This window comes from Streptomyces sp. NBC_00096, assembly GCF_045041305.1.
Classification (GTDB): Bacteria; Actinomycetota; Actinomycetes; order Streptomycetales; family Streptomycetaceae; genus Streptomyces.
Map to the genome: position 1 here is coordinate 4409527 of NZ_CP108221.1, position 23671 is coordinate 4433197.

General features: G+C 72.2%; 20 protein-coding genes. 11 read left to right on the forward strand and 9 right to left on the reverse strand.

Annotation, left to right across the window (positions count from 1 at the left end; all coding sequences use genetic code 11):
* Positions 1 to 4: 4 nt before the first annotated feature.
* The 4 genes from tesB to OG904_RS19440 all read right to left on the reverse strand — a co-directional run bounded on the left by tesB (position 5) and on the right by OG904_RS19440 (position 4293).
* Complete coding sequence (tesB, locus tag OG904_RS19425; protein WP_405492630.1) at positions 5 to 883, reverse strand: acyl-CoA thioesterase II; 879 nt, start codon at positions 881 to 883, stop codon at positions 5 to 7.
* A 27-nt stretch (positions 884 to 910) separates the two neighbouring features.
* Complete coding sequence (locus tag OG904_RS19430) at positions 911 to 2068, reverse strand: acyl-CoA dehydrogenase family protein (protein ID WP_405492632.1); 1158 nt, start codon at positions 2066 to 2068, stop codon at positions 911 to 913.
* 109 nt (positions 2069 to 2177) lie between these two features.
* A complete protein-coding gene (locus tag OG904_RS19435; RefSeq protein ID WP_405492634.1) occupies positions 2178 to 2702 on the reverse strand; it encodes a hypothetical protein in 525 nt (174 codons plus the stop codon).
* A gap of 43 nt (positions 2703 to 2745) precedes the next feature.
* Positions 2746 to 4293 (reverse strand): helix-turn-helix domain-containing protein, encoded by a 1548-nt coding sequence (locus tag OG904_RS19440; protein ID WP_405492636.1) that lies wholly within the window; start codon positions 4291 to 4293, stop codon positions 2746 to 2748.
* A gap of 114 nt (positions 4294 to 4407) precedes the next feature.
* On the opposite strand from OG904_RS19440, the gene speB reads away from it, so the two are divergent.
* A complete protein-coding gene (gene speB / locus OG904_RS19445) occupies positions 4408 to 5373 on the forward strand; it encodes an agmatinase (RefSeq protein WP_399266963.1) in 966 nt (321 codons plus the stop codon).
* 5 nt (positions 5374 to 5378) lie between these two features.
* Complete coding sequence (locus OG904_RS19450) at positions 5379 to 7046, forward strand: thiamine pyrophosphate-binding protein (RefSeq protein WP_405492639.1); 1668 nt, start codon at positions 5379 to 5381, stop codon at positions 7044 to 7046.
* On the opposite strand, the gene OG904_RS19455 is transcribed toward OG904_RS19450, so the two are convergent.
* Positions 7018 to 7443: an ATP-binding protein gene (locus tag OG904_RS19455; RefSeq protein WP_405492641.1), complete on the reverse strand. Its 426-nt coding sequence runs from the start codon at positions 7441 to 7443 to the stop codon at positions 7018 to 7020. The two genes, OG904_RS19450 and OG904_RS19455, sit on opposite strands and share 29 nt — an antisense overlap.
* A 163-nt stretch (positions 7444 to 7606) precedes the next feature.
* Here OG904_RS19455 and OG904_RS19460 point away from each other — a divergent pair, with 163 nt between their 5' ends.
* The 3 genes from OG904_RS19460 (at position 7607) to OG904_RS19470 (ending at position 12468) form a co-directional block, all read left to right on the forward strand.
* Positions 7607 to 8371, forward strand: coding sequence for a GntR family transcriptional regulator (locus OG904_RS19460; protein ID WP_405492643.1), 765 nt, complete (start codon positions 7607 to 7609; stop codon positions 8369 to 8371).
* Between the two features lie 9 nt (positions 8372 to 8380).
* A complete protein-coding gene (locus OG904_RS19465; RefSeq protein ID WP_405492645.1) occupies positions 8381 to 8515 on the forward strand; it encodes a hypothetical protein in 135 nt (44 codons plus the stop codon).
* Positions 8516 to 8664: 149 nt separating this feature from the next.
* Positions 8665 to 12468, forward strand: a complete 3804-nt coding sequence (locus OG904_RS19470) for an ABC transporter ATP-binding protein (protein WP_405492647.1) — start codon at positions 8665 to 8667, stop codon at positions 12466 to 12468.
* Positions 12469 to 12492: 24 nt separating this feature from the next.
* Here the strand turns inward: OG904_RS19470 and OG904_RS19475 are convergent, their stop codons facing one another.
* The gene (locus OG904_RS19475) at positions 12493 to 13050 is read right to left on the reverse strand and encodes an EF-hand domain-containing protein (RefSeq protein ID WP_405492649.1); all 558 of its coding nucleotides are present in this window, start codon (positions 13048 to 13050) and stop codon (positions 12493 to 12495) included.
* A gap of 99 nt (positions 13051 to 13149) precedes the next feature.
* On the opposite strand from OG904_RS19475, the gene OG904_RS19480 reads away from it, so the two are divergent.
* The 3 genes from OG904_RS19480 (at position 13150) to OG904_RS19490 (ending at position 16783) form a co-directional block, all read left to right on the forward strand.
* A complete protein-coding gene (locus tag OG904_RS19480) occupies positions 13150 to 14757 on the forward strand; it encodes an aldehyde dehydrogenase family protein (protein ID WP_405492651.1) in 1608 nt (535 codons plus the stop codon).
* A 73-nt stretch (positions 14758 to 14830) separates the two neighbouring features.
* Positions 14831 to 15244 (forward strand): hypothetical protein, encoded by a 414-nt coding sequence (locus OG904_RS19485; protein WP_405492653.1) that lies wholly within the window; start codon positions 14831 to 14833, stop codon positions 15242 to 15244.
* An 84-nt stretch (positions 15245 to 15328) separates the two neighbouring features.
* The gene (locus tag OG904_RS19490) at positions 15329 to 16783 is read left to right on the forward strand and encodes a S28 family serine protease (protein ID WP_405492655.1); all 1455 of its coding nucleotides are present in this window, start codon (positions 15329 to 15331) and stop codon (positions 16781 to 16783) included.
* A 25-nt stretch (positions 16784 to 16808) separates the two neighbouring features.
* Here the strand turns inward: OG904_RS19490 and OG904_RS19495 are convergent, their stop codons facing one another.
* A complete protein-coding gene (locus OG904_RS19495) occupies positions 16809 to 18692 on the reverse strand; it encodes a glycoside hydrolase family 3 protein (protein WP_405492657.1) in 1884 nt (627 codons plus the stop codon).
* Between the two features lie 10 nt (positions 18693 to 18702).
* A complete protein-coding gene (locus OG904_RS19500; protein WP_405492659.1) occupies positions 18703 to 19659 on the reverse strand; it encodes a LysR family transcriptional regulator in 957 nt (318 codons plus the stop codon).
* 108 nt (positions 19660 to 19767) lie between these two features.
* Between OG904_RS19500 and OG904_RS19505 the strand changes: the two genes are divergently transcribed.
* Positions 19768 to 20784 carry an EamA family transporter gene (locus OG904_RS19505; RefSeq protein ID WP_405492661.1) on the forward strand — a complete coding sequence of 339 codons (1017 nt, stop codon included), beginning with the start codon at positions 19768 to 19770 and terminating at the stop codon, positions 20782 to 20784.
* A 53-nt stretch (positions 20785 to 20837) separates the two neighbouring features.
* Here the strand turns inward: OG904_RS19505 and OG904_RS19510 are convergent, their stop codons facing one another.
* The gene (locus OG904_RS19510) at positions 20838 to 21713 is read right to left on the reverse strand and encodes a helix-turn-helix transcriptional regulator (protein WP_405492663.1); all 876 of its coding nucleotides are present in this window, start codon (positions 21711 to 21713) and stop codon (positions 20838 to 20840) included.
* A 401-nt stretch (positions 21714 to 22114) separates the two neighbouring features.
* Between OG904_RS19510 and OG904_RS19515 the strand changes: the two genes are divergently transcribed.
* Together OG904_RS19515 and OG904_RS19520 are read left to right on the forward strand one after the other, a co-directional pair.
* Positions 22115 to 22918 carry a hypothetical protein gene (locus OG904_RS19515; RefSeq protein WP_405492665.1) on the forward strand — a complete coding sequence of 268 codons (804 nt, stop codon included), beginning with the start codon at positions 22115 to 22117 and terminating at the stop codon, positions 22916 to 22918.
* Positions 22919 to 23077: 159 nt separating this feature from the next.
* Positions 23078 to 23659 (forward strand): GNAT family N-acetyltransferase, encoded by a 582-nt coding sequence (locus tag OG904_RS19520; RefSeq protein ID WP_405492667.1) that lies wholly within the window; start codon positions 23078 to 23080, stop codon positions 23657 to 23659.
* The last annotated feature ends 12 nt before the right edge of the window (positions 23660 to 23671 follow it).

The window sequence follows — 23671 nt, forward strand, 5'->3', positions numbered from 1 at the left end:
CGTGCTAAGCGCGCGGGACGCGCACCACGCCCTCCTGGATGACCGTCACGGCCAGCTGGCCGTCCTGGGTCCAGATCCGGGCCTGGCCCAGCCCCCGGCCGGCCGCCGCCGAGGGCGACTCCTGGTCGTAGAGCAGCCATTCGTCGGCGCGGAACGGCCGGTGGAACCACATCGCGTGGTCCAGTGAGGCGCCGACCACGTCGCCGACCGCCCATCCGCCGCGCCCGTGCGCGAGCAGGACGGAGTCGAGCAGGGTCATGTCGGAGACGTACGTGGCCAGGCACGTGTGCAGGAGCGGGTCGTCGCTCTCCAGCTTGCCGGCGGTACGGAACCACACCTGCGAGCGCGGCTCGACCGGCTCGCCGACGCTGCCCCAGGGCGGGACCGTCGCGTACCGCAGGTCCACCGCGCCGCGCGCGTCGATGAGCCGTTCCACCGTGCCGGGGTCGCGGAAGACCTCCCGGTAGAGCGGGAGCGATTCGGCGGCCGTCGGCAGGGTCTCCGGATCGGGTGCGCCGGGCATCGTGCTCTGGTGGTCGAGCCCCTCCTCGTACTTCTGGAAGGACGCCGAGAGGTGGAAGATCGGCTGGCCGTGCTGGACGGCGACGACCCTGCGCGTGGTGAAGGAGCGGCCGTCGCGGATCCGGTCGACCGAGTACACGATCGGCGCGCCCGGGTCCCCGGCGCGCAGGAAGTAAGAGTGCAGCGAGTGCGCGGTGCGGTCCTCGGGCACCGTGCGGCCGGCCGCGACCAGGGCCTGGGCCGCGACCTGGCCGCCGAAGACCCGCGGTACCAGCGCCGAACGGCTGGTACCGCGGAAGATGTTCTCCTCGATCTGCTCCAGGTCGAGCAGTTCGAGGAGGGTCGTCAGTGCCTCGTTCATGGTGGGTAAGCGTAAGTCGCCTGCTGCTTACAGACCCATGGACTTGGCGATGATGGACTTCATGACCTCGCTGGTGCCGCCGTAGATGCGGTTCACGCGGTTGTCGGCGTACAGGCGGGCGATCGGGTACTCGTTCATGTAGCCGTAGCCGCCGTGCAGCTGGAGGCACTTGTCGATGACGCGGTGCGCGACCTCGGTGCAGAACAGCTTCGCGGACGCGGCCTCGGCGGGGGTGAGCTCACCGGCGTCCAGGGCTTCCAGGGCGCGGTCGGCGACGGCCTCGGCGGCGTCCACCTCGGCCTGGCAGGCGGCCAGTTCGAACTTGGTGTTCTGGAAGTGCGCGACGGGCTTCCCGAAGACGGTGCGGTCCGTCACGTACTGCTGGGCGAACCGGATGGCGGCCTTGGCCTGCGCGTACGCGCCGAAGGCGATGCCCCAGCGCTCGGAGGGCAGGTTGGCGCCGAGGTAGTGGAAGCCCTTGTTCTCCTCGCCCATCAGGTCCTCGACCGGGACCTTCACGTCGACGAACGCCAGCTCGGCGGTGTCGGAGGTGCGCAGGCCGAGCTTGTCCAGCTTGCGGCCGATGGAGTAGCCCTCGGACTTGGTGTCCACGGCGAAGAGGGAGATGCCGAAGCGGCGGTCGTCCTCGCGCGGGGCGGAGGTGCGGGCGCAGACGATCACGCGGTCGGCGTGCACGCCGCCCGTGATGAAGGTCTTGGAGCCGTTGAGGACGTAGTGCGTGCCGTCCTCGGAGAGCTTGGCGGTGGTCTTCATGCCCGCGACGTCGGAGCCGGTGCCCGGCTCGGTCATGGCGAGCGCCCACATCTCCTCGCCGGTGACGAACTTCGGCAGGTAGCGCTTCTTCTGCTCGTCGTCGGCCAGCATCTTGATGTAGGGCAGGGCGAGCAGCACGTGCACGCCGGAGCCGCCGAAGTTGACGCCCGCACGGGAGGTCTCTTCGTAGAGGACGGCCTCGAACTTGTGGGTGTCCAGGCCCGCGCCGCCGAACTCCTCGGGGACGTTGATGCCGAAGACGCCCAGCTCGCCGAGCTTGTAGTAGAACTCGCGCGGGGCCTGGCCGGCCGCGAACCACTCGTCGTAGACCGGGACGACCTCGGCCTCGATGAAGGCGCGAATGGTCTCGCGGAACGCCTCGTGGTCCTCGTCAAAAACGGTACGGCGCACGGCCGGCTCCCTTCGGTCGCGGCGGTCCGCCGCTTAATGCCTAAGCGCTTGCTCAGATTAAGTTACCGGCGAGTTGTCTCTCCTGTCCAGAGTGAGGTGGGGCACTGCGTCAGAACCCCTCGCAGACCGCGGAGGCGAAGGGGCCGCTGGCCGTCGCCGTGACCGGCGGGGAGTCGTCCACCGTCACCGAGCAGGTGGCCGTGCCGCCGTCGGCGCCGAGCGTGACGACGAGCGAGCCGCCTTTGGCGAAGCCCTTCGTGGTGATCGCCTTGGTCCAGGGCAGGGGCTGGTCACCGATCTGGCTGGAGGAGGCCCTCCCGTCGCGCCAGGTCGAGTAGGAGACGGTCGCGCGCGGGGCGGTTCCGGTCGCCGCGTAGGTGATGCGGGCGGGCGGTCCGGCTTCCTCGGCCACCTCGTTGACGAAGACGGCGAAGAGGGCGGCGCACCCGCCGAGCAGCAGCAGGACCAGGCCGAGCACCACCCACGGCCAGCGGCGACGCCTTCGTGCGGGCGGCCGGGGCGCGTAGGGGTGCGAGGGTGGTGCTGGCTGCGGGGGTGCGCCCCGGGGCGGCGGGCCCTCGGGCGGGCGCGGTCCCCAGCCCTGTGGCTCCGGGGAGCTGTCCGGCGGGTTCATGTCCCAAGCGTGGCCCCGGCGGTGGCGCACCGCGACTCGCCCTTCAGATGCGTGCGGCCGGTCCGGCGTGCCGGAGGGCGAACCACAGCTCCATCCGGGCGTCCGGGTCGTCCAGGTCGGAGCCCAGCAGGCCGGCGGCGCGGGCGATGCGCTGGCGGACGGTGTTGCGGTGGACGCCGAGGGCGGCCGCGGTGCGGTCCCAGCTGCCGTGGTGGGCCAGCCAGGCGCGCAGGGTGTCCCGCAGGGCGGGGGAGAGGGGGCCGAGCAGGGCCTCGGCGTGGGCGCGGGCCTCGGCTTCGCCGATGAGGCCCGCGAAGCCGGGGTCCCGGTGCCGGGCCAGCGGGGTACGGGCCGCCTCGGCGCGCTCCAGGGCCCGCCCGGCCTGCGCGTCGGCGCCGGGCAGCCCCCCGGGCCCGGCCGGGGCGCTCACCCCGAGCCGCCAGCCGGGCTGCGGGGCGGGATCCCGGTCGGTGAGCAGGCGTACGCGGTCCTCGCGCGGGTCCAGCAGTACGGTGCCCAGCGCGGCCGCCAGGGCCCGCGGGTCCCCGGAGCCGCGGGCGTGGACGGCGTACCAGGGCCCGGGGCCCAGCGCCCCGCCCGGATCCCCGCCGAGCAGCAGCCCGGTCAGGGCCGCCTCCGCCCCGGCCGGGCGGTGGGCGGTGAGCAGCGTCAGCAGGACGGCCGCCACCGAGGCGATGGTGTGGTCCCCGGGAGCCCGCGCCGGGGTCGCGAGCACGAGGACCCACCCGTCGCCGAGGGCGTGGACGCCGAGGTGGACCCCGCCGTGCGCCCCCGTCGCGGTGGCGGCGCCCCCGGCCGCCACCCGCCGGACGAGCCCCCCGACCGCGTCGAGCACCCCGCCACCGGGCACGGAACCGGCGGAGGCGCCGGGGGCGGGGGCGCCGGGGGCGGGTGCAACGGCCCCGGCCCCCGCCCCCGGGGTCCCCGCTTCCGCGGGCTCCGGCGGGGGTGTGGGCAGGAGGGCGGCCCAGCCGCCCAGGGTGGTGGCCAGGCGGCGCAGGACCGCCGGGACCGGGTCCGGGCGGGCGGCGGCCGCCGCCAGGGACTGCTGGGCTTCGGTGACCCGGCGGAGCTCCGCTGTGCGGGCCCGCGCCATCAGCCGCCAGACGCTCCGGCCGACCGCCGTGAACGGGGTCCCGGGCGGCACCTCGACCAGGGGCAGCCCGAACCGGTCGCAGGCCTCGACGAGGGAACCCGGCACGGTCTCGTGCACCGGGGTCACCCCGAAGCCGAGGGCGCCGACCCCGGCCCGGACCAGCCGGGCCACGTACGGCCCGGCACCGGTGTCACCTTGCTCCGCGCCACCGCGTTCGGCCCCGCCGGGCGCCGGACCGCCGCTCTCCGCCCCGCCCGGTCCTCCCCCCGCCGGGTCCGCGCCCGCGAGGCCGAGGCCCGCGCCCGCCGTCAGGAGGAGTTCGCCGCCCAGCAGATACGGGGAGGGGTCCGCCATCTCGGAGGCGTGGACGCCGTGCACCTCGCCCTCGGCGGGGCCGGCCAGGTGGCGCAGCCCCAGCTCGCGGTCGGCGAGGAGCCTGCCCAGCGGCACCGGCGGGGTGGGAGGGGCCTCCATGGATACTCCGTACACATCGGGGCGGCGTGGTGGATGAAACGTACACTCCGTACTCCCGGAGTGTCCGTTTACGCTCGAAGGACCGCACCGCACACCTCCCCGGAAGGCACCCCCATGAGCACGCAGCCGCGCGGACCCGTCGACTCCTCCCGCATCCCGCGCTACGCGGGCCCCGCCACCTTCGCCCGGCTGCCCCGCCTGGACGAGGTCGGCGGCAAGGCGGACGTGGCCGTCGTCGGCGTGCCGTTCGACTCCGGTGTCTCCTACCGCCCCGGCGCCCGCTTCGGCGGCAACGCCATCCGCGAGGCCTCGCGCCTGCTGCGCCCGTACAACCCGGCGCAGGACGCCTCCCCGTTCGCGCTCGCCCAGGTCGCCGACGCCGGTGACATCGCCGCGAACCCCTTCAACATCAACGAGGCCGTCGACACGATCGAGGCCGCGGCCGACGAGCTGATCGGCAACGGCTCCCGCCTGATGACCCTCGGCGGCGACCACACCATCGCGCTCCCCCTCCTGCGCTCGGTGGCCAAGAAGCACGGCCCGGTCGCGCTCCTGCACTTCGACGCCCACCTGGACACCTGGGACACCTACTTCGGCGCCGAGTACACGCACGGCACGCCGTTCCGCCGCGCCGTGGAGGAGGGCATCCTCGACACCGAGGCGCTGTCCCACGTCGGCACGCGCGGCCCGCTGTACGGCAAGCAGGACCTGGACGACGACGCCAAGATGGGCTTCGGCATCGTCACCTCGGCCGACGTCTACCGCCGCGGCGCCGACGAGGTCGCCGACCAGCTGCGCCAGCGCATCGGCGACCGTCCCCTCTACATCTCGATCGACATCGACGTGCTGGACCCGGCGCACGCGCCCGGCACGGGCACGCCGGAGGCCGGCGGCATGACCTCCCGCGAGCTGCTGGAGATCATCCGCGGGCTGTCCTCCTGCAACCTCGTTTCCGCCGACGTGGTCGAGGTCGCCCCGGCGTACGATCACGCGGAGATCACCTCGGTCGCGGCCTCGCACACCGCGTACGAGCTGACCACGATCATGAGCCGTCAGATCGCGCAGGCGAAGGGCAAGTAGAAGAAGTGACGCACGACCACGACCTGGTACTCCGTCCCACCGAAGCCCAGAAGGCGGCCGCGCTCGCGCCGCCACCGGGGCGGACGGGCGGGGACCTGGTCGTGGAGACGCTGCGCTCGTTCGGCGCCACCACCGTCTTCGGACTGCCGGGCCAGCACGCCCTCGCCCTCTTCGACGCCGTCGGCCGCTCCGACCTCCGCCTCGTGGGACTGCGTACGGAGAACAACGCGGCCTTCGCGGCCGACGCGTACGGCCGGATGACGGGCGAGGCGGTCCCGCTCCTCCTGTCCACCGGCCCGGGCGCGCTCATGGCGCTGCCCGCCCTCGCCGAGGCGGCGGCGGCCTCCGCCCCCGTCCTGGCGATCTCCTCCCAGGTCCCGACCCCGGGCCTGGGCGGCGGCCGGCGCGGCCACCTGCACGAGCTGCGGGACCAGGCGGCCTCCTTCCGCGACGTGGTCAAGTCCGTCCACACGGCCCGGACCCCCTCCCAGATCCCCTCGGTCATCGCGGAGGCCTGGGAATCGGCGCTGAGCGCCCCGCACGGCCCGGTGTGGGTGGAGATCCCCGAGGACGTGCTGCGCGCGGAGACCGTCATCCCCCAGGTCACGGGCATGGACGCGACCCCGCACGAGCTGGCCCCGCGCCCGGAGCTCACGGCGCTGGCCGCGCACTGGCTGGAGAACGCCGAACGTCCGGTGATCATCGCGGGCGGCGGAGTCATCCGCTCGGACGCGGCCGGCAAGCTCAAGCAGCTGGCGGAACGACTCAACGCCCCCGTCGTCACCACCTTCGGCGGCAAGGGCGCCTTCCCCTGGACCCACCCGCTCTCCCTCCAGTCCTGGCTGGAGGACCGCCACATGACGGACTTCCTGGAGGACGCGGACGTCCTGCTGGTGGTCGGCTCGGGCCTGGGCGAACTGTCCTCGAACTACCACACGTTCTTCCCGGAGGGCCGGGTCGTCCAGATCGAGGCGGACCTGGGCAAGCTGGAGTCCAACCACGCGGCCCTCGGCATCCACGCGGACGCCCGGCTCGCCCTGCAGGCCCTCCTCGAAACGGTCGCCGAGCGCGAGGACCCCGGTGCGCCGGAGCGCGTGCGTCTGCTCCTCGCCGACATCGCGGCCCGCCTGGCCGCCCAGGACCTGACCCTGGAGCAGCAGCTCCTGACCTCGATCAGGTCGGCGCTCCCGCCCCGCTCCCCGTCCTTCTGGGACATGACGATCCTGTCCTACTGGGCCTGGTCCGCCTTCGACGCCAAGCACCCGAACACCATGCACTCGGCCCAGGGCGCGGGCGGCCTCGGCTACGCCTTCCCGGCGGCACTCGGCGCGGCCGTGGCGGAGCCGGACACCCCGGTCCTCGCGGTCTCCGGCGACGGCGGCGCGATGTACTCGATCGCGGACCTGGCCACCGCCCGCCAGCACGACCTGGACGTCACCTGGCTGATCGTGGACGACGGCGGCTACGGCATCCTGCGCGAGTACGGCTGCGAGACGGGCACCACCCTGACCCGCCCCGACTTCGTGGCCCTGGCCGCCTCCTTCGGCATCCCGGCGGCCACCACCACCCCGCAGTCCCTCCGCGAGGACCTGAAGAAGTCCCTGTCCACCCCGGGCCCCTCGGTCCTGGTCCTCCCGACCACCCTCAAGATGTTCGCCCCGACCCACCTCTGACCTCGGCCCACACGGCCTTCCCGATCCCGTGCCGCCGGGGGCACTGCCCCCACCGCACGGCGAGCGCGGCGACGATGGTGAGCCCGCGGCCCGACTCGTCCCACGCGGTGGCGGCCCGCGGGGTCAGCTCGACGGGGTCTCCTGCATCGGCCACCTCCACGCGCAGCACCCCGTCGTACCGGGCGATCCGGACCCCGATGTCCCGGCCCTGCGGGGCACGGGCGTGCCGTACGGCGTTGGTGACCAGCTCGGAGAGCAGCAGCTCCGCCGTTTCGGCGGGCTCCGGGTCTACGCCCCATTCGGTGAGTTGCTTGCGCACGAGTGCTCGGGCCCGGCCGGGCGCGCGGAGGCTGCGGGGAACGATCCAGAACATCTCGTCGGTGCAGGGCAATGTCATGAGGCCTCACCTATCTAGATACCTAAGAAAAGTGAAGCGGCCTCCGTGATCCCGGTCAAGGGGTATCTAGATATGTTCGATGCTGGCGTGTGTTGTACGGGCAGGCGGCATCTCCGGTTCCGATGCGCCCCTAGGCTGTCGGCAGATGATCGGGGAGGACCGCATGCCGAGTAACGGCGCCGCACGGCAGCCCAAGTACCTGCGCATTGCCGCCGCGCTGAAGGACGCCATCGCAGCAGGCGAGTACGGGCCCGGCGACCGTCTGCCCGGCGAGAGCGACCTCATGGCCACTTACGGCGTCGCCCGGATGACGGCCAGGCAGGCATTCGGCGTTCTGCAGGCCGAAGGGCTGGCCGAGGCGCGCAAGGGTGCCGGGGTCTTCGTACGTGAATTCCGGGTCGGGATCCGGCGGAGAGGCATCCAACGGCTGGCCGTCGAGGTCTGGGGCGCGGGAGGGTCCATCTGGGCCGCAGAAGGTAGGGGGCATGACCCCGAGGTCGAGTTCCTCGGGGTTTCCGAGGAACCGGCGCCCGACGCGGTCGCCGCCGTGCTCGGGCTCCCGAGCGGCTCAGCGGCCTGCGTCCGCCGCCGCAGGTTCCTCCTCGACGGCAAGCCCGTCATGCACGCGACCTCCTACCTCGACGCCGCCCTCGTGGCGGGCACTCCCATCACGGAGCCGGACACCGGCCCCGGCGGCATCTACGCCCGCCTCGCCGAGCTCGGCCACAAGCCCGCCCGCTTCCGCGAGGAGGTCCGCTCGCGGATGCCCAACACGGAGGAGGCCGCGAGCCTCGGGCTGGCCGCCGGGACCCCCGTCGTGCTGGTCGTCCGTACCGCCTTCGCCGCCGACGGCCGGGTCGTCGAGGTCAACGAGATGGTCCTCGACGCCTCCGCGTACGTCCTGGAGTACGAGTTCGACGCCCCGTAGGAGGCGCATGTGGAAGACGACGACGAAGTCCGGGCCGAGGCCGAGCGCCGGCTCCAGAGGCTGCGGGCGCTGGACGAGCTCGTGGCCATGGGGGAGCGCGGCGACTTCGACCTTCTGCTGGACAAGGCCGCCTACCGCCGCTGAGTTCGCGCGCCCCGGAACCATCTACCCCGGATGGCCACGGCCGCCTCGCCCAGCTGCGCGTAAACCCGTTCGATTGTTGCGGCGGGATGAAATCCGCCGGTCGGAGCGTTGGCGCTTGCGGTAGGGCAGGACGAACGGGGAGGCAGTACGTGGCCACGGCGACGGGAACGGCGGCTGGGGACAAACAGGGGTGGGGGAGGCGGCTCGCCGCCTACACCTGGCGCTACAAGGTCAATGTGCTGCTCGCGCTCGGCTCCTCGCTCGGCGGCATGGCCGTCATGGCGCTCGTGCCGCTGGTCACCAAGGTGATCCTCGACGACGTCATCGGGGGCAAGACCAAGCCCATGGGGCCCTGGGCCGGGATGCTCATAGGCGCGGCCGTGCTCGTGTACGTGCTCACCTACATACGCCGGTACTACGGCGGCCGCCTCGCCCTCGACGTGCAGCACGACCTGCGCACCGACATGTACGACACCATCGCCCGGCTCGACGGGCGCCGCCAGGACGAGCTGTCCACCGGACAGGTCGTCGGACGGGCGACCAGCGACCTGCAGCTCATCCAGGGCCTGCTCTTCATGCTGCCCATGACCATCGGGAACTTCCTGCTCTTCGGGATATCCCTGGGGATCATGCTGTGGCTCTCGCCGCTGCTGACCCTCGTCGCACTGCTCATGGCCCCCGCCCTCTGGTTCATCGCCAAGCGCAGCCGCAAGAAGCTCTTCCCCGCCACCTGGTACGCCCAGAGCCAGGCCGCCGCCGTCGCCACCGTCGTCGACGGGGCCGTCACCGGCGTCCGCGTGGTCAAGGGCTTCGGCCAGGAGGACCAGGAGACCGGCAAGCTCCGCGACGCCGGCCGGCGGCTGTTCGCCGGGCGGATGCGCGGCATCCGGCTGAACTCCCGCTACACCCCCGCCCTGCAGGCCGTCCCCGCCCTCGGGCAGGTCGCCATGCTGGCCCTCGGCGGCTGGATGGCCACCAAGGGGCAGGTGACCCTCGGTACCTTCGTCGCCTTCTCGACCTACCTCGCCCAGCTCGTCGGACCCGTCCGCATGCTCGCCATGGTGCTCACCGTGGGCCAGCAGGCCCGGGCCGGCGTGGAACGGGTCTTCGAGCTCATCGACACCGAGCCGGTGATCCGGGAGGGGAGCGGCGAGCTTCCCGCCGACGCGCCCGCCACCGTCGAGTTCGAGGACGTGCGCTTCGGGTACGACCCGGAGCGGCCCGTGCTCGACGGGTTCAGCCTCTCGATCGCCGAAGGCGAGACCGTCGCCCTCGTCGGCTCCTCCGGCAGCGGCAAGTCCACCGTTTCGCTGCTCCTGCCGCGCTTCTACGACGCCGACCGCGGCGCCGTCCGGGTCGGCGGCCACGACGTGCGCGAGCTGACCTACGACTCCCTGCGCGACGCGATCGGGCTGGTCCCCGAGGACTCCTTCCTCTTCTCCGACACCATCCGCGCCAACATCGCCTACGGACACCCCGGCGCCACCGACGAAGAGGTCCTGGCCGCCGCCCGCGCAGCCCAGGCCGAAGGGTTCATCACCGCCCTTCCCGCCGGGTACGACACCAAGGTCGGCGAGCAGGGCCTGACCCTCTCCGGCGGCCAGCGCCAGCGCATCGCGCTCGCCCGCGCCATCCTCACCGACCCCCGCCTACTGCTCCTGGACGACGCGACCTCTGCCGTCGACGCCCGCGTCGAGCACGAGATCCACGAGGCGCTGCGGGCCGTCATGGCCGGCCGCACCACCCTGCTCATCGCGCACCGCCGCTCCACGCTCGCGCTCGCCGACCGGATCGCCGTGCTGGACCAGGGGCGGCTCTCCGACATCGGCACGCACGAGGAGCTGGAGCGCCGCTCCGCCCTCTACCGGCGGCTGCTGACCGACCCGGACGCGCTGGGCGCCGGCTCGCCGCGCACGCCCGAGGCGCCGGCGATGGGCGAGTTCGAGCGGGAGCTCGACCGCGACATCGAGCGGGGCATCGAGCTCGAGGCCGAGATCGACTCCGAGCCCGTCAACGCCAAGCGCCGGGTGGCCGGCGGGATCACCCCCGAGCTCTGGCAGCGCCAGGAGGAGGCGGACGAGAAGACCACCGCCCCCGCCGGCATGCCCGCCACCCCCGAACTGCTCGCGCAGGTGGCCGCGCTGCCGCCCGCCGACGACACCCCCGACGTGGACGAGACCCGCGCCGAGTCCGCCGAGGACAGCTACAACCTGCGCCGCCTGCTGCGCGGGTTCTGGGCTCCGCTCGCGATATCCCTCGGCCTCGTCGCCCTCGACGCGGGCTCCGGGCTGCTGCTGCCGATCCTGATCCGGAACGGCATCGACGAGGGAGTCGAAGCGGCCGCCCTCGGCGCCGTCTGGGTGGCGTCCCTGCTCGCACTGGGCGTGGTCGTGGTCCAGTGGGCCGCGCAGTTCGCCGAGACCCGGATGACCGGCCGTACCGGCGAGCGCGTGCTCTACGCCCTGCGCGTCAAGATCTTCGCGCAGCTCCAGCGCCTCGGCCTCGACTACTACGAGCGCGAGCTGACCGGCAAGATCATGACCCGGATGACCACCGACGTGGACGCCCTGTCCAGTTTCCTGCAGACCGGGCTCGTCACCGCCGTCGTCTCCGTCTTCACCTTCTTCGGGATCCTGATCGCGCTGGTCGTGCTCGACGTCGGGCTCGCCCTGATCGTCTTCGCCACCCTGCCCCTGCTGATCCTCGGCACGATCGTCTTCCGCCGCAGGTCGGTGGCCGCGTACGAGCTCGCCCGGGACCGGGTCGGCCTGGTCAACGCCGACCTCCAGGAGTCCGTGGCCGGGCTGCGCATCGTCCAGGCCTTCCGCCGCCAGCGTGCGGGAGCCGCCCGGTTCGCCGAGCGCAGCGACTCCTACCGGCAGGCCCGGGTCCGCGGGCAGTGGCTGATATCCGTCTACTTCCCCTTCGTGCAGCTGCTGTCCTCCGGGGCCGCGGCCTCCGTGCTGATCGTCGGTGCGAACCGGGTGGAGGCCGGCACGCTCACCACCGGCGCGCTGGTCGCGTACCTGCTCTACATCGACCTGTTCTTCGCCCCGGTGCAGCAGCTCTCCCAGGTATTCGACGGCTACCAGCAGGCCACCGTCTCCCTCGGCCGGATCCAGGGCCTGCTGCGCGAGCCCACCAGCACCCCCCGCCCGGCCGAGCCCCGTGCGGTGCCCGGGCTGCGCGGCGAGATCGCCTTCGAGGGGGTCCACTTCGGGTACGGCACCGCCGAGGAGCGCGGGGAGAAGGAGCCGGCCCTGGCCGGAATCGACCTGCGCATCCCCGCCGGGCAGACCGTAGCCTTCGTCGGCGAGACCGGCGCCGGAAAGTCCACGCTGGTCAAGATGGTGGCCCGGTTCTACGATCCGACCTCCGGCCGGGTCACCGCCGACGGGGTGGACCTGCGCGAGCTGGACCTGACGGGCTACCGCCACCGGCTGGGGGTGGTCCCGCAGGAGCCGTACCTCTTCCCGGGGACGGTCCGCGACGCCATCGCCTACGGCCGGCCCGGGGCCAGCGACGCCGAGGTGGAGGCCGCCGCGCACGCGGTCGGCGCCCACGGGATGATCGCCACCCTCGACGGCGGCTACCTGCACACGGTCACCGAACGCGGCCGCAACCTCTCGGCGGGCCAGCGCCAGCTGATCGCGCTGGCCCGCGCCGAGCTCGTCGACCCCGACGTGCTGCTGCTCGACGAGGCCACCGCCGCCCTCGACCTGGCCACCGAGGCCCTGGTCAACCAGGCCACCGACCGGCTCGCCGGCAAGCGCACCACCCTGGTGGTGGCGCACCGGCTGACGACCGCCGCACGCGCCGACCGGGTCGTGGTCATGGCCCGCGGCCGGGTGGCGGAGGACGGCACCCACGCCGAACTGCTGGCCCGCGGCGGCCGGTACGCGGAGCTGTGGCGCACCTTCGTCGGAGAGGACGAGCCGGCCGCCGCGGCCTGAGCGGCCCGGGGAACGGCCGAGGGCTCAGAGCTCGCCGAACAGCAGGTTCCCGGGGGCGTCCTCCTCGGTGCCGGTGTAGTACTCGCGCACCGCACCGAGGAGTTCGTCCACCGACAGGAACCCGTCGTGGTTCAGGTCGATCCGGGCGAAGAGCGCGTCGGCGTCCTCGCGGCCCAGCTTCGTGTCGAAGGCGAGCTGGGCCTTGTGGAACTCCTCGGCGCTGATGCGCCCGTCGCCGTCCGAGTCGGCGACCAGGAGCATCGCCTGGACCATCGGCCGGAACGACTTGTCGTACGCCTGGCCGCCGTCCTCGGAGTAGAGGCGGGTCATGCCCTGCTTGTACTCCTCCGGCGTGACCTTGCCGTCCCGGTCCAGGTCCAGCTCGGTGAAGAGCTCCTGCCAGAAGTCTACGAGCCCGCCCATCACCTGGGTCGCCTTGGGGGAGGTGGCCGGCTCGCCGAGGGCCGACAGCAGGCGGGAACCGAGCCCGATGATGTCGTGCTCGTCGATCACCCGGTCCTCGTTGACGTCCAGGTGCGTGAAGGCGCGGTCCAGCTTGCGGTCGAGCAGGTCGTTCGTCATTTCAGTTGCCTTTCACGGCTACGGTGCGGGGTCTTGCGCTCACCTACCGTAATCTCCTTCTTGATCGTGAACTCCCGTTCTCCGGCTAGGAAGTTGTGGATGCACTCTTACGAGGTATGGGTCAACGGCGTGGCCGAACCCGGCACCCGTTGGGTCTACTGGCCCCGGGTGGGTCAACTCCTGCGCGAGCCGTTCGAGGTGCTCGGGCTCAAGGCCCGGCTGGAACGCGGCGAGGACCTGCCCCACGACGAGCGCCTGCTGGCCGGCCGCGTCGCCATGTCCACCCCGGAGCAGGGCCTGCGCGCGCTGGCCGCCGCCCGTGCCGCCCAGCCCGCGTGGGCCCGGGTCCCGCTCGCCGACCGGCTGGAGCTGCTGCACGGGGTCCACCGGGCCGTCGTCGAGCGGCGCGCGGAACTGGCCGGACTGCTGGTCGCCGAGGGGCATCCCGTCCGGCTGGCCGCCTGGGAGCTCGCCTCGGTGGCCGCCTCCTTCCACCCGGACTCCGTCGCCGACTTCACCGGGCGGCTGCGGGAGCCCGAGCGGACCGCGGCGGGCCGGCGGATCCGCATGGTGCGCAAGCCGGACGGGGTGGTGTGCCTGAGCCCGCCGCGCAACGCCCCCACCTCGAACTCCTTCTACGGGGCGATGGCGCTCGCCGCCGGCAACAGCCTGGTCGTCAACGCGCCGCCGACCGCCCCGCTGGGCGTCAGCTTCGTCTACCGGGAGATCGTGGCCCCGCTCCTGGAGCGGCTCGGCGCCCCGCCCGGCACCCTGAACGTGGTCTCCACGCACGCCCGCGCCGCGGTGCGCCAGTGGCTGGACAGCCCCGACTGCGACGACCTCGTCTTCTTCGGCGGCTCCGAGCAGGGCCTCAAGCTGGAGCGGGAGTGCGTGGCCGCCGGGAAGAAACCCGTACTGGAGCTGTCCGGCAACGACGGCGTACTGGTGTGGCACGACGCGGAGGCCGATCTGGCCGCGCGGGCCCTGTGCGAGCGGTACTACGGCTCCGGGCAGATCTGCATGACCCCGAAGTTCGCCATCGTCCACCCCGAGGTCGCCGACCGGCTGCTGAAGGAGGTGGTGGAGCGGGTGCGGGAGATCCGGCCGGGGCCGCCGGAGGATCCGGACACCGTGCTGAGCCCGGTGGTCAAGCGGGCGGAGTTCACCGAGTTCCTCGACGAGGTGCTGGCGGCCGGCGGGGAACTGCTGTGCGGCGGGGAGTTCGTGGACGTGGACGACGTGCCCGCGGCGCAGGGGCCGTTCATCCGCCCGGCGGTCGTGCGGGTGGACGGGCTGGCCGCCGCGGCCCGGCTGCGCGCCTTCCGCGAGGAGACCTTCTTCCCGCTGCTGTGCGTGGTCGTGCCCGAGGCGCCGGCCGGCCTCGGCGAGGCCATCGGCTTCCTCAACGCCAACCGCTACGGACTGCGCAACTCCCTGTGGACCCGGGACGAGCGGGTCGTGGAGCGGTTCTGCGAGGAGGTGGTCAACGGCGGCATGCTGAAGGTCAACGATTCGCACATCGGCTGCCTGCCGGTGCTCCCGTACAACGGCGGCACGGGCGCCACGGGCGGCATCTTCGGCGAGGCCAACCAGCCCGCCGTGCGCACCACCCACCTCCAGTCCATCGCGGTCGCCACCCTGGTCCGCCCCCGGGAGTCGGTCTTCGACCACGGGCTGGGGTGCGCGGCGGCGGTCCCGGCCCCCTGAGTTCTCCCGTCCGCGGCAACCTTTCGGGGGCATCGGGCGTCGTACGTGCGTACGCACGTGGTACGTACGACCGATGGGGGACCTGGTGATGAAGGCGCGGAACGGAACCGGCCGGTGGGCTGCCCGGCTGGGGATGTGTGCGGCGGCACTGTGGCTCGGCGCGGCCGGGCTGCTGGCCGCGCAGCCCGCGCAGGCGGCGGCCGGGGGCTGTGCGGGGCAGCTGGTGCGGACGCTGCCGTTCTCCACGGGTGAGGTGCGCGTGTACAAGACCCGCGACCGCGCCTGCGCCGTGGCGGTCGCCCACCGTCCCGGTGTGCGGCGTCCGATGTCGGTGAGCATCCAGCCGCGCGGCGGCTACCCGGTGCGCGATTCGGGGCAATTCACCCAGTACGCCGGACCCGTCGGCGCCCACGCGATCAACCGCTGCGTGTATGTAAAGGGGAGCGTGGGGGCCGGATCCGTTGATTCCGGCTGGATTCTGTGCTGATGGAGCGGCCCAACTAGGTCTGTTCAGCCGTGTGTTCCCCCGGCTAGGTTCACGGCGACCGAAGTGAACTCAAGGGGAGGGTGAATGCGCAAGACGCTCGGATGGCTGCTGTCGCTCGTGGTGCTCATCGGCACCATGGGCGCGGTGGGTTCCACGGCACAAGCGGCCACCGCCGCGGAGCCGGCCGCCGCCACGGATGCCACCGCCGCCACGCAGGACATCAAGGACCAGATCCTCTCGATCCCGGGGATGAGCCTGATCGAGGAGAAGCCGTACCCCGGCTACCGCTTCTTCGTACTGAACTACGAGCAGCCGGTCGACCACCGCGCGCCGTGGAAGGGCACCTTCAAGCAGCGCCTGACCCTGCTGCACAAGGACGTCTCGCGGCCGACGGTGTTCTTCACCTCCGGCTACAACGTCAACACCAGCCCGCGCCGCAGTGAGCCGACGACGATAGTCGACGGCAACCAGGTGTCCCTGGAGTACCGCTTCTTCACCCCCTCCCGGCCCGATCCGGCCAACTGGGCCAACCTGGACATCTGGCAGGCCGCCAGTGACCAGCACCGGCTCTTCACCGCCCTGAAGAAGGTCTACAAGAAGAACTGGCTCGCCACGGGCGGCAGCAAGGGCGGCATGACGGCCACCTACTTCGAGCGCTTCTACCCGCGCGACATGGACGGCGTCGTCGCCTACGTCGCCCCCAACGACGTGGTGAACAACGAGGACTCGGCCTACGACCGGTTCTTCGCCAAGGTCGGCACCAAGGAGTGCCGCGACAAGCTGAACGCGGTGCAGCGCGAGGCGCTCGTGCGCCGCGTCCCGCTGGAGGCCAAGTACGCCACCGCGGCCGTCGAGAACGGCTGGACCTTCACCACCGTCGGCAACCTCGACAAGGCCTACGAGGCCGTCGTGCTCGACTACGTGTGGGCCTTCTGGCAGTACAGCCTGCTCGCCGACTGCGCCACCATCCCGGCCGCCGCCACGGCGACCGACCAGGAGATCTGGGACACGGTCGACACGATCTCCGGTTTCTCGGCCTACGCCGACCAGGGCCTGGAGACGTACACGCCGTACTACTACCAGGCGGGCACGCAGCTCGGTTCGCCCGACATCAAGCAGCCCCACCTGGGCAACCTGAGCCGCTACGGCTACCAGCCGCCGCGCAGCTTCGTGCCCCGCGACATCCCGATGACCTTCCAGCCGGGAGCGATGCGGGACGTGGACACCTGGGTCAAGAACAACGCGAACCAGATGCTGTTCGTCTACGGCCAGAACGACCCGTGGGGTGCCGAGCAGTTCCACCTCGGCTACGGGGTGCGCGACAGCTACGTGATGATCGCGCCGGGCGCCAACCACGGGGCCAACGTGGACAAGCTCCAGGAGGGCGAGAAGGCGCTGGCCACCCAGAAGATCCTGCAGTGGGCGGGTGTGGCCCCGGCCACCGCGCTCACCGGCACGGCGAAGGCCGCACCGCTGGCCAAGCCGGACGCGCAGCTCGACCAGCGCGACATCGAGCGCGAGCCGATGCTGCGGCCGTAATGCCGTAATGCCGTAGTGCCGCGGGTCAGTACCTCAGGCCGTGGCCCAGCGGGTAGCGGCCCGGCACCGGGACCGGGAGCCGCCCGGTGGGCCGTACGGTCCCGGTGACCACCCGGGCCGCCGCCCGCATCTCCACGTCCGTCCAGGTGTAGGTGGCCAGTTCGGCCGCGCAGTCGGGCAGCCGGGCCGGGTCGTACGGATTGCGGACGGCCACCAGGACCACCGGCACCCCGGTGGCCAGCAGTTCCGTGACCAGCTCGCGCTGCGGGCTCTCCCCCTCGGGGACGTTGTACGTGCACACGAGCACGGCCGCGTTCCCGGGGGCGGCCGCCGCCGCGCGGGCGGGCGGCACCGCCGTGGCCCGGCAGCCCAGCGCGGACAGCTCCCTGGCCAGTACCGCGGTGGGGGGTCCGGTCGTCCCCGTGGGGGAGACCGGGTCGGTCCCGGTGACCAGGAGCAGCGGGCGGTCCGCCGGATCCAGCGGCAGCAGCTCCACCGGATTGGCCAGCAGGGTCGTCGTGCGGTCCGCGATCTCCCCGGCGGCCGCCAGGTGCGCCGGGATCCCGACGGCGGCGTCCACCTCCTCCTGCGTCCGCGCGGCGTCGGCGGCCGGCCGTGCGGCCTCGTCGAACAGGCCCCGGCGGGCCTTCAGTTCCAGGATCCGCAGCACCGACTCCTCGATCCGGGCCCGCGTCAGCTCGCCCGAGGCCACGGCCGCCAGCACGCTGCGGTACGCCAGTCCCAGGTCCGGCGGGTTCAGCAGCTGGTCGCAGCCCGCCTTCAGGGCCAGCACCGGGACCCGGTCGTCCCCGTACTTCTGGCGGACCCCGGCCATGTCGAGGGCGTCGGTGACCACCACCCCCCGGAAGCCCAGGCGTTCGCGCAGGATGCCGGTGACGATGGGCCGCGAGAGGGTCGCCGGATCCCCCGAGGGGTCGAGGGCGGGGAAGACGATGTGGGCCGTCATGACCACGTCGGCGCCCGCCTCCACGGCCGCCCGGAACGGCGGCTCGTCCAGCTCCTCCCACTGCGCGCGGGTGTGCCGCATCAGCGGCAGCCCGACGTGGCTGTCGGTCCCGGTGTCCCCGTGCCCGGGGAAGTGCTTCACGGTGGCGGCCACCCCCGCGCCCTGGTAACCGCGGACCTGGGCGGCGACCAGGGCCGCCACGGCCTGCGGGTCGGCGCCGAAGGACCGTACGCCGATGACCGGGTTGGCCGGATCGACGTTCACGTCGGCCACGGGGGCGTAGTTGTGCCGGATGCCCATGGCCGCCAGCTCGGCGCCCGCGATGCGCGCAGCCCGGCGGGCCTCGGCGGTGGAGGCCTCGGAGACGGCGGCCCCCGGCTCCCGGGATCCCTGGGCCAGGGCCCCCAGCGCCATGGCGCCCGGGAGCAGGGTCGCCGGCTTGCCCACCCGGGCGACGGCCCCGTGCTCCTGATCCGTGGAGAGCAGCAGCGGGACGCCCGCGCCGGAGCCGGCGGCCGCGCGCTGGAGGCCGGCCGACAGCTCGGCGATCTGGCGCGGGGTACGGGTGTTGTGCGCCCAGCCGAAGTAGACGATCCCGCCGAGGTGGTACCGGGAGACCAGCTCGGCGGCGGTGCCCACCCCGAACGCCGCCCGGTTCTGCTCGGCGTCCTGCGGATCGGGGTCCGTGGCCGAGTGCCCGTACGCCCGCGAGACGAAGAGCTGCCCGACCAGTTCGGCCAGGCTCATCCGGGCCAGGGTCGCGCGCGGGAGGAACCGGGCGCGGGAACGCCCCGGCGGGCTGTCACCCGGCCGGGGGTCGTCGGTGGGCTGGCCGCCGGGGGACCGGGAGGGGTCCACGGCGGCGGAGGCGGCCCCCGCGGCGGTGACGGCGGCCACGGCGGCCGCGGTGAGCAGGGTCCGGCGGGAGGCTTGGTACGGCACGCGCCGGACGCTACTGCGGGGCTGGGCCTTCCGGGCGACGGACACTCGCGGAGTCCCCCGGACGGGGGGAGACCTGCGGCCAGTGCTCCCGCAGGGTCCGTACGGTCTCGGTGATCGCGGGCCGCCGGGCCGCCCCGGTCCGCCACAGGGCGTACAACCGGCGTACGGGTCCCGGCTCCAGCGGTACGGCCACCGCGCCCGGCGGCAGCGCCCCGGTGCCCAGCCGCGGTACGACGGCCACCCCGAGCCCGGCGGCGACCAGTGCGACGACGGTGTGGTTCTCCTCGGCGACGTGCGTGATGTCGGGCTCGAACCCGGCCGTGCGCAGGGTCCGTACGAGCCAGTCGTGGCAGACCCGGCCCGGGGGCTGGCACACCCAGCGCTGTCCGCCCAGGTCGGACCGGTGGATGACGGCGCGGGAGGTGAAGGGGTGCCCGGACGGCACCACGAGGTCGCAGCGGTCGTCCCCGATCACCGCCTGCTCCACGCCCTCGGGAGCGGGCAGCGGGGCGATGTCCCAGTCGTGGGTGACGGCCAGGTCGGTGACGCCGCGCGAGACCAGGTCCATCGAGAGGTGCGGATTGATCTCGGTGAGCCGCACCTCCAGGGCCGGGTGACGGTGGGCCAGGTCGGCGAGGACCCCGGGGAGCAGGCCGCGGGCGGCGGAGGCGAAGGCGGCGACCCGCAGTCGGCCCACGGGCTGGCCGCGGGACTCCTCCAGCGCGGTCTCGGCCTGCTCGGCGATGGCCATCAGCTGCTGGGCCGTCGCGGCCAGCAGCTTGGCCTCCTCGGTGAGCGCGACACCGCGGCCGTGGCGTTCGAGCAGGGTGGTGCGGGTCTCCCGCTCCAGCTTGGCGATCTGCTGGGAGACGGCGGAGGGGGTGTACCCGAGGGCGGCCGCGGCCGCGCCGACCGAGCCGTGGACGGAGACGGCGTGCAGGGCGCGGAGCCGGGAGAGGTCGAGCATGCCAGGCAGCTTAGGGGGCCCGTGGCCAGCCCGGATGTAGCAACGCTACATCCGACCCTGAAGACATCTGTGCTGGTGCTAAACGGTTGATGACCCGATGCTCGGATCATGCGACCCATTCACACCGCCCTCGCGGTCATCGTGGCAGCCGTCTGGGGTTTCAACTTCGTCGTCATCGAGTTCGGCCTCGGCACCTTCCCGCCGCTGCTGCTGTCGGCCCTGCGCTTCCTGGTCGCGGCCCTCCCGGCGGTGTTCTTCGTCGGCCGGCCCAAGGTGGCCTGGAAGTGGGTGATCGCGGTCGGCGTGGTCCTCGGCATCGCGAAGTTCGGGCTGCTGTTCTCCGGGATGGCCAACGGGATGCCGGCCGGACTGTCCTCGCTGGTCCTCCAGGCGCAGGCGGTGTTCACCGCCGTGTTCGCGGCGGTCGTGCTCAAGGAGCGGCCGGGCCGGCTGCGGATCGCGGGCATGGCCGTGGCCTTCGCGGGGATCGCCGTGGCCGCCGTGGACGGGGGAGCCTCCGGACCGGTCCTGGGCTTCACGATGGTGATCGCGGCCGCGGCGTGCTGGGGCGTGTCCAACGTGCTGACCCGCAAGGCGTCGCCGCCCGACGCGCTGAACTTCATGGTGTGGGTGAGCGTGGTGCCGGTGGTGCCGCTGGCGGTGCTCTCGCTGCTGATCGAGGGACCCGACCGGGATCTGGCGGCGCTGCGCGGGCTCGACTGGAGCGGGGTCGGGGTCATCGTCTACCTCGCCTGGATCACCACGGTGTTCGGCTTCGGTGCGTGGGGGTACCTGCTGCGCACCTATCCCGCCTCCTCGGTGGCCCCGTTCTCGCTGCTGGTGCCCGTCTTCGGGATGAGCTCGGCGGCGCTGGTGCTGGGGGAGGAAGTCAGCGCACTGCGCTGGGTGGCGGCCGTCCTGCTGGTGGGCGGGGTGGCGGTGACCTCGCTGGTCCCCTCGAAGCCGAGGCCCCGGCCGCAGCACGTGGCCGCGGCCACGCCCGGAACCACAGCCACACCCACAGCCACAGCCACACCCACAGCCACCGCCGTGGCCGAGACCGGTACCGGGAACGGGACCCGGACCGGTACGGCGGATCCGCTCCCTGCGGCGGGGGGCCGCTAGGGGGCCGCCCGCGGGTCCGGGCCGCACTGCGGCGGCCCGGACCCGCGGGCGGGTCAGATGCCGTTGAAGGGCTCCTTGCCCAGCAGGTATCCGGCGTGGAGCCGGTTGCGGGCGCCGATGCTCTTCATGATGTTCGCGATGTGGCGCTGGCAATTACGCAGCGATATACCCACGACGTGGGCTATTCGGTTGTCCGATTCGCCCTGAATGAGCAGCGAGACGATGGTCTGCTGAATGTCGGAGGTAATCGCCGCGCGGGCCGGCCGGTCGCTTTCCGGGGTGAATTTCTCGGCCGCGCTCCAGGCGCGCTCGAAGGCATCCGAAAGAAATGAGACAAGGTGACTGTTTCTCGATACGGCCGCTCCGTGCGATCCGTCCGCGAGGGGAATGATCGCCACTTCCTTGTCGAAGATGATGCAGCGCGGAAAGCCGCCGGCGAGCGTGCACACCTCCGCGCCGAGCGGTGTCACCCGCCCCACGAAGGAGGAAGTGGCCGGGCTGAACCGGGCCGTGTGCTGGTAGAGGGTCCGCATCCGCACGCCGCGTTCCAGCAGTCGTTCGGTGCGCTCCAGGCTCTCCTGGAGCACCTCCTCGTCCCGGGCTCCGCCGGGCTGCGAGGTCAGCACCTCGGTGCGGCTGCCGTCCGCGAGCCCGGCGATGAGCTTGCGCACGTCGCCCACGCCCGGGATGACCTCCAGTGAGGTGTCGTCCTGCAGGTGCGCCGTTCTCAGGGTTAACTCATCGAGATCTCCGCGGAGTTGGTCGAGATGGGTCTGGTTCTCGTTCAGGCTGTGCTGCGCCGGATTGAGGACCTTGATGCGCGCGTGCTCCACCGGGAAGGGTGTGAAGATCCCCGTCACCGGGCACTTGCCGAGCAGCCCCAGGGCTTCCAGTGCTCCGGCGGCCTCTTCTATCTCCGTGGCGTCCATGTCCAGAGCCCGGGCCGCTGTTTCGCATGTTGTACCCGGTGTCTGGGTGACGAACCGGTAGAGACGGTCCCCGGCATGGGTGAGCCGGGGCACGGGAAAAGGATGGACTTGTCTGATTGAGCTCAATTCATCCCCCTGTCATGTTTTCGCCAGCGGCAACATGATCCCAGAAAGGGATGGATCCGGATGTCGTCGAACGGACAGGATGAGGCCGAAGCTGATCCGGACCGCAGGACATCTTGAGGGGCAGGCAAGCATGCCACGTATAGCGAGTTTCCTCATCGCCATTGCGGCAACTTTCGCGGTGACCGTCTTCCTTGCCCCGTCGACGAGTGGTGCGGCGAACCTCGCCGCCTCCACTGGTCCGGGTCAGGTAGTCAACGATCTCGGCTGGGGATGAGATGCCTCGTAGTAAGTCGTACAACACGTACTCCAACCTGCAACGCCCTGAGTTCCGCAAGCGCGTCGACGAGCTCCTGCTGAAGTTCGAGCGGGACTTCTACGAGCGCAGCGCGGGCGCCGACGGCATGCTCGACAAGGAGAAGTTCGACCTCGAGCTGTACAAGCGGCACAACGTCGAGACGATGATCCGCATCGGTCTCAAGCGCGCCGTCGACCCGCTCATCGCCAACTACTGGGCCACCCGCGACCCGCAGCTCTGCAAGGAGTGGGGCCTGTACGGCGCCGAAGAGGGCCGTCACGACCGCATGTTCGCCGGTGACCTGCACAAGGTCGGCATGACGGACGACGAGATCTACGCGATCCGTCCGACCTTCGCCACCGAGCTCCTCAACGGCTACTTCTACTACACGATGGCCACGGAGGGTCCGCTGGCCGCGATGATCAGCGGGTTCTACCTGGAGTACATCGCGGGCAAGACGCAGCCCGACTGGCTCGACATCATGGAGCAGCACGTCGGCGCCGCCAACACCAAGGGCGCCCGTGCCCACCTGGCCCTGGACGACGACGACGACCACGTCGACATGGTCTGGAACCTGATCATGCGCGTGATCAAGGACGAGGCCGACGAAGAGCGCTTCGTCGACCACCTCATCAAGATCAACTCCCTGTTCGTCTCGTACTTCGTCGAGGTCTACGCCGCCACCGTGCTCGGCGCCGGCGCGGACCCCTCGCTGCTGACCCAGGCAGCACCGGCGGCCGCCGTCCAGACCAACCTGCAGACGAAGGCCACCGCTTCGGTCTGACCGACCGGCTCCGGTCGGCCCGCTGTTTGAAGGGCCGACACTCCCGCATGCCGGCGATCCCGGGCATTGCGTTCCAGATGTGCCGTACCGCCCCGACGGGGCGGTGCGCGCGATGTCCGGGGTCCGGCTGCTCCACCCGTCTACTCACCAAGGAAGACGATGCACTATTCATGGCCTCGCGAGCTGTCCGAACAGGACATGCGCGAAATGATCGAGCTGATGGACGCCGTGGCGGTCAAGGAGATGACCCTCGGCTTCTACGAACCGGTGGGACTGGAGAAGGGTCTGCCCCTGATGCGGGCCTTCGAGGCCGACCTGCGCAAGGGCGCCGTCGACCTCCTCCACGTCCGCAACGACGACGGCCGCATCGTGGGGATGGTGACCCTCGCCCGGGCCCCGCTGCCCGCCCGCCGGCACATCGTCGAGATGCGGCGCTGCGTCGTCGCCCCGGACTACCGCGGGCAGTTCCTGCTCGAGGGCTGGGCCGAGGCCCTGCGCAAGGTCGGCGAGATGGGCTGCGACGTCATCACGCTCGAGGTCCGCGACGACGGCCCCTCGGTGCTCTGGCAGCGCCTGGGCTTCCGCGAGTACGGCCGCCTGCCCGACTACGCCCGCGCCGACGGCCGGCCCGTCACCGGCTTCTACATGCACGCCCGGCTCGCCGACATCCAGGCCCACTTCGAGGCCACCGGCACCTGGCTGCACGAGATCGAGGCCGACCGGGTCGCGGTCGCGAGCTGATCCCCGTAGCGG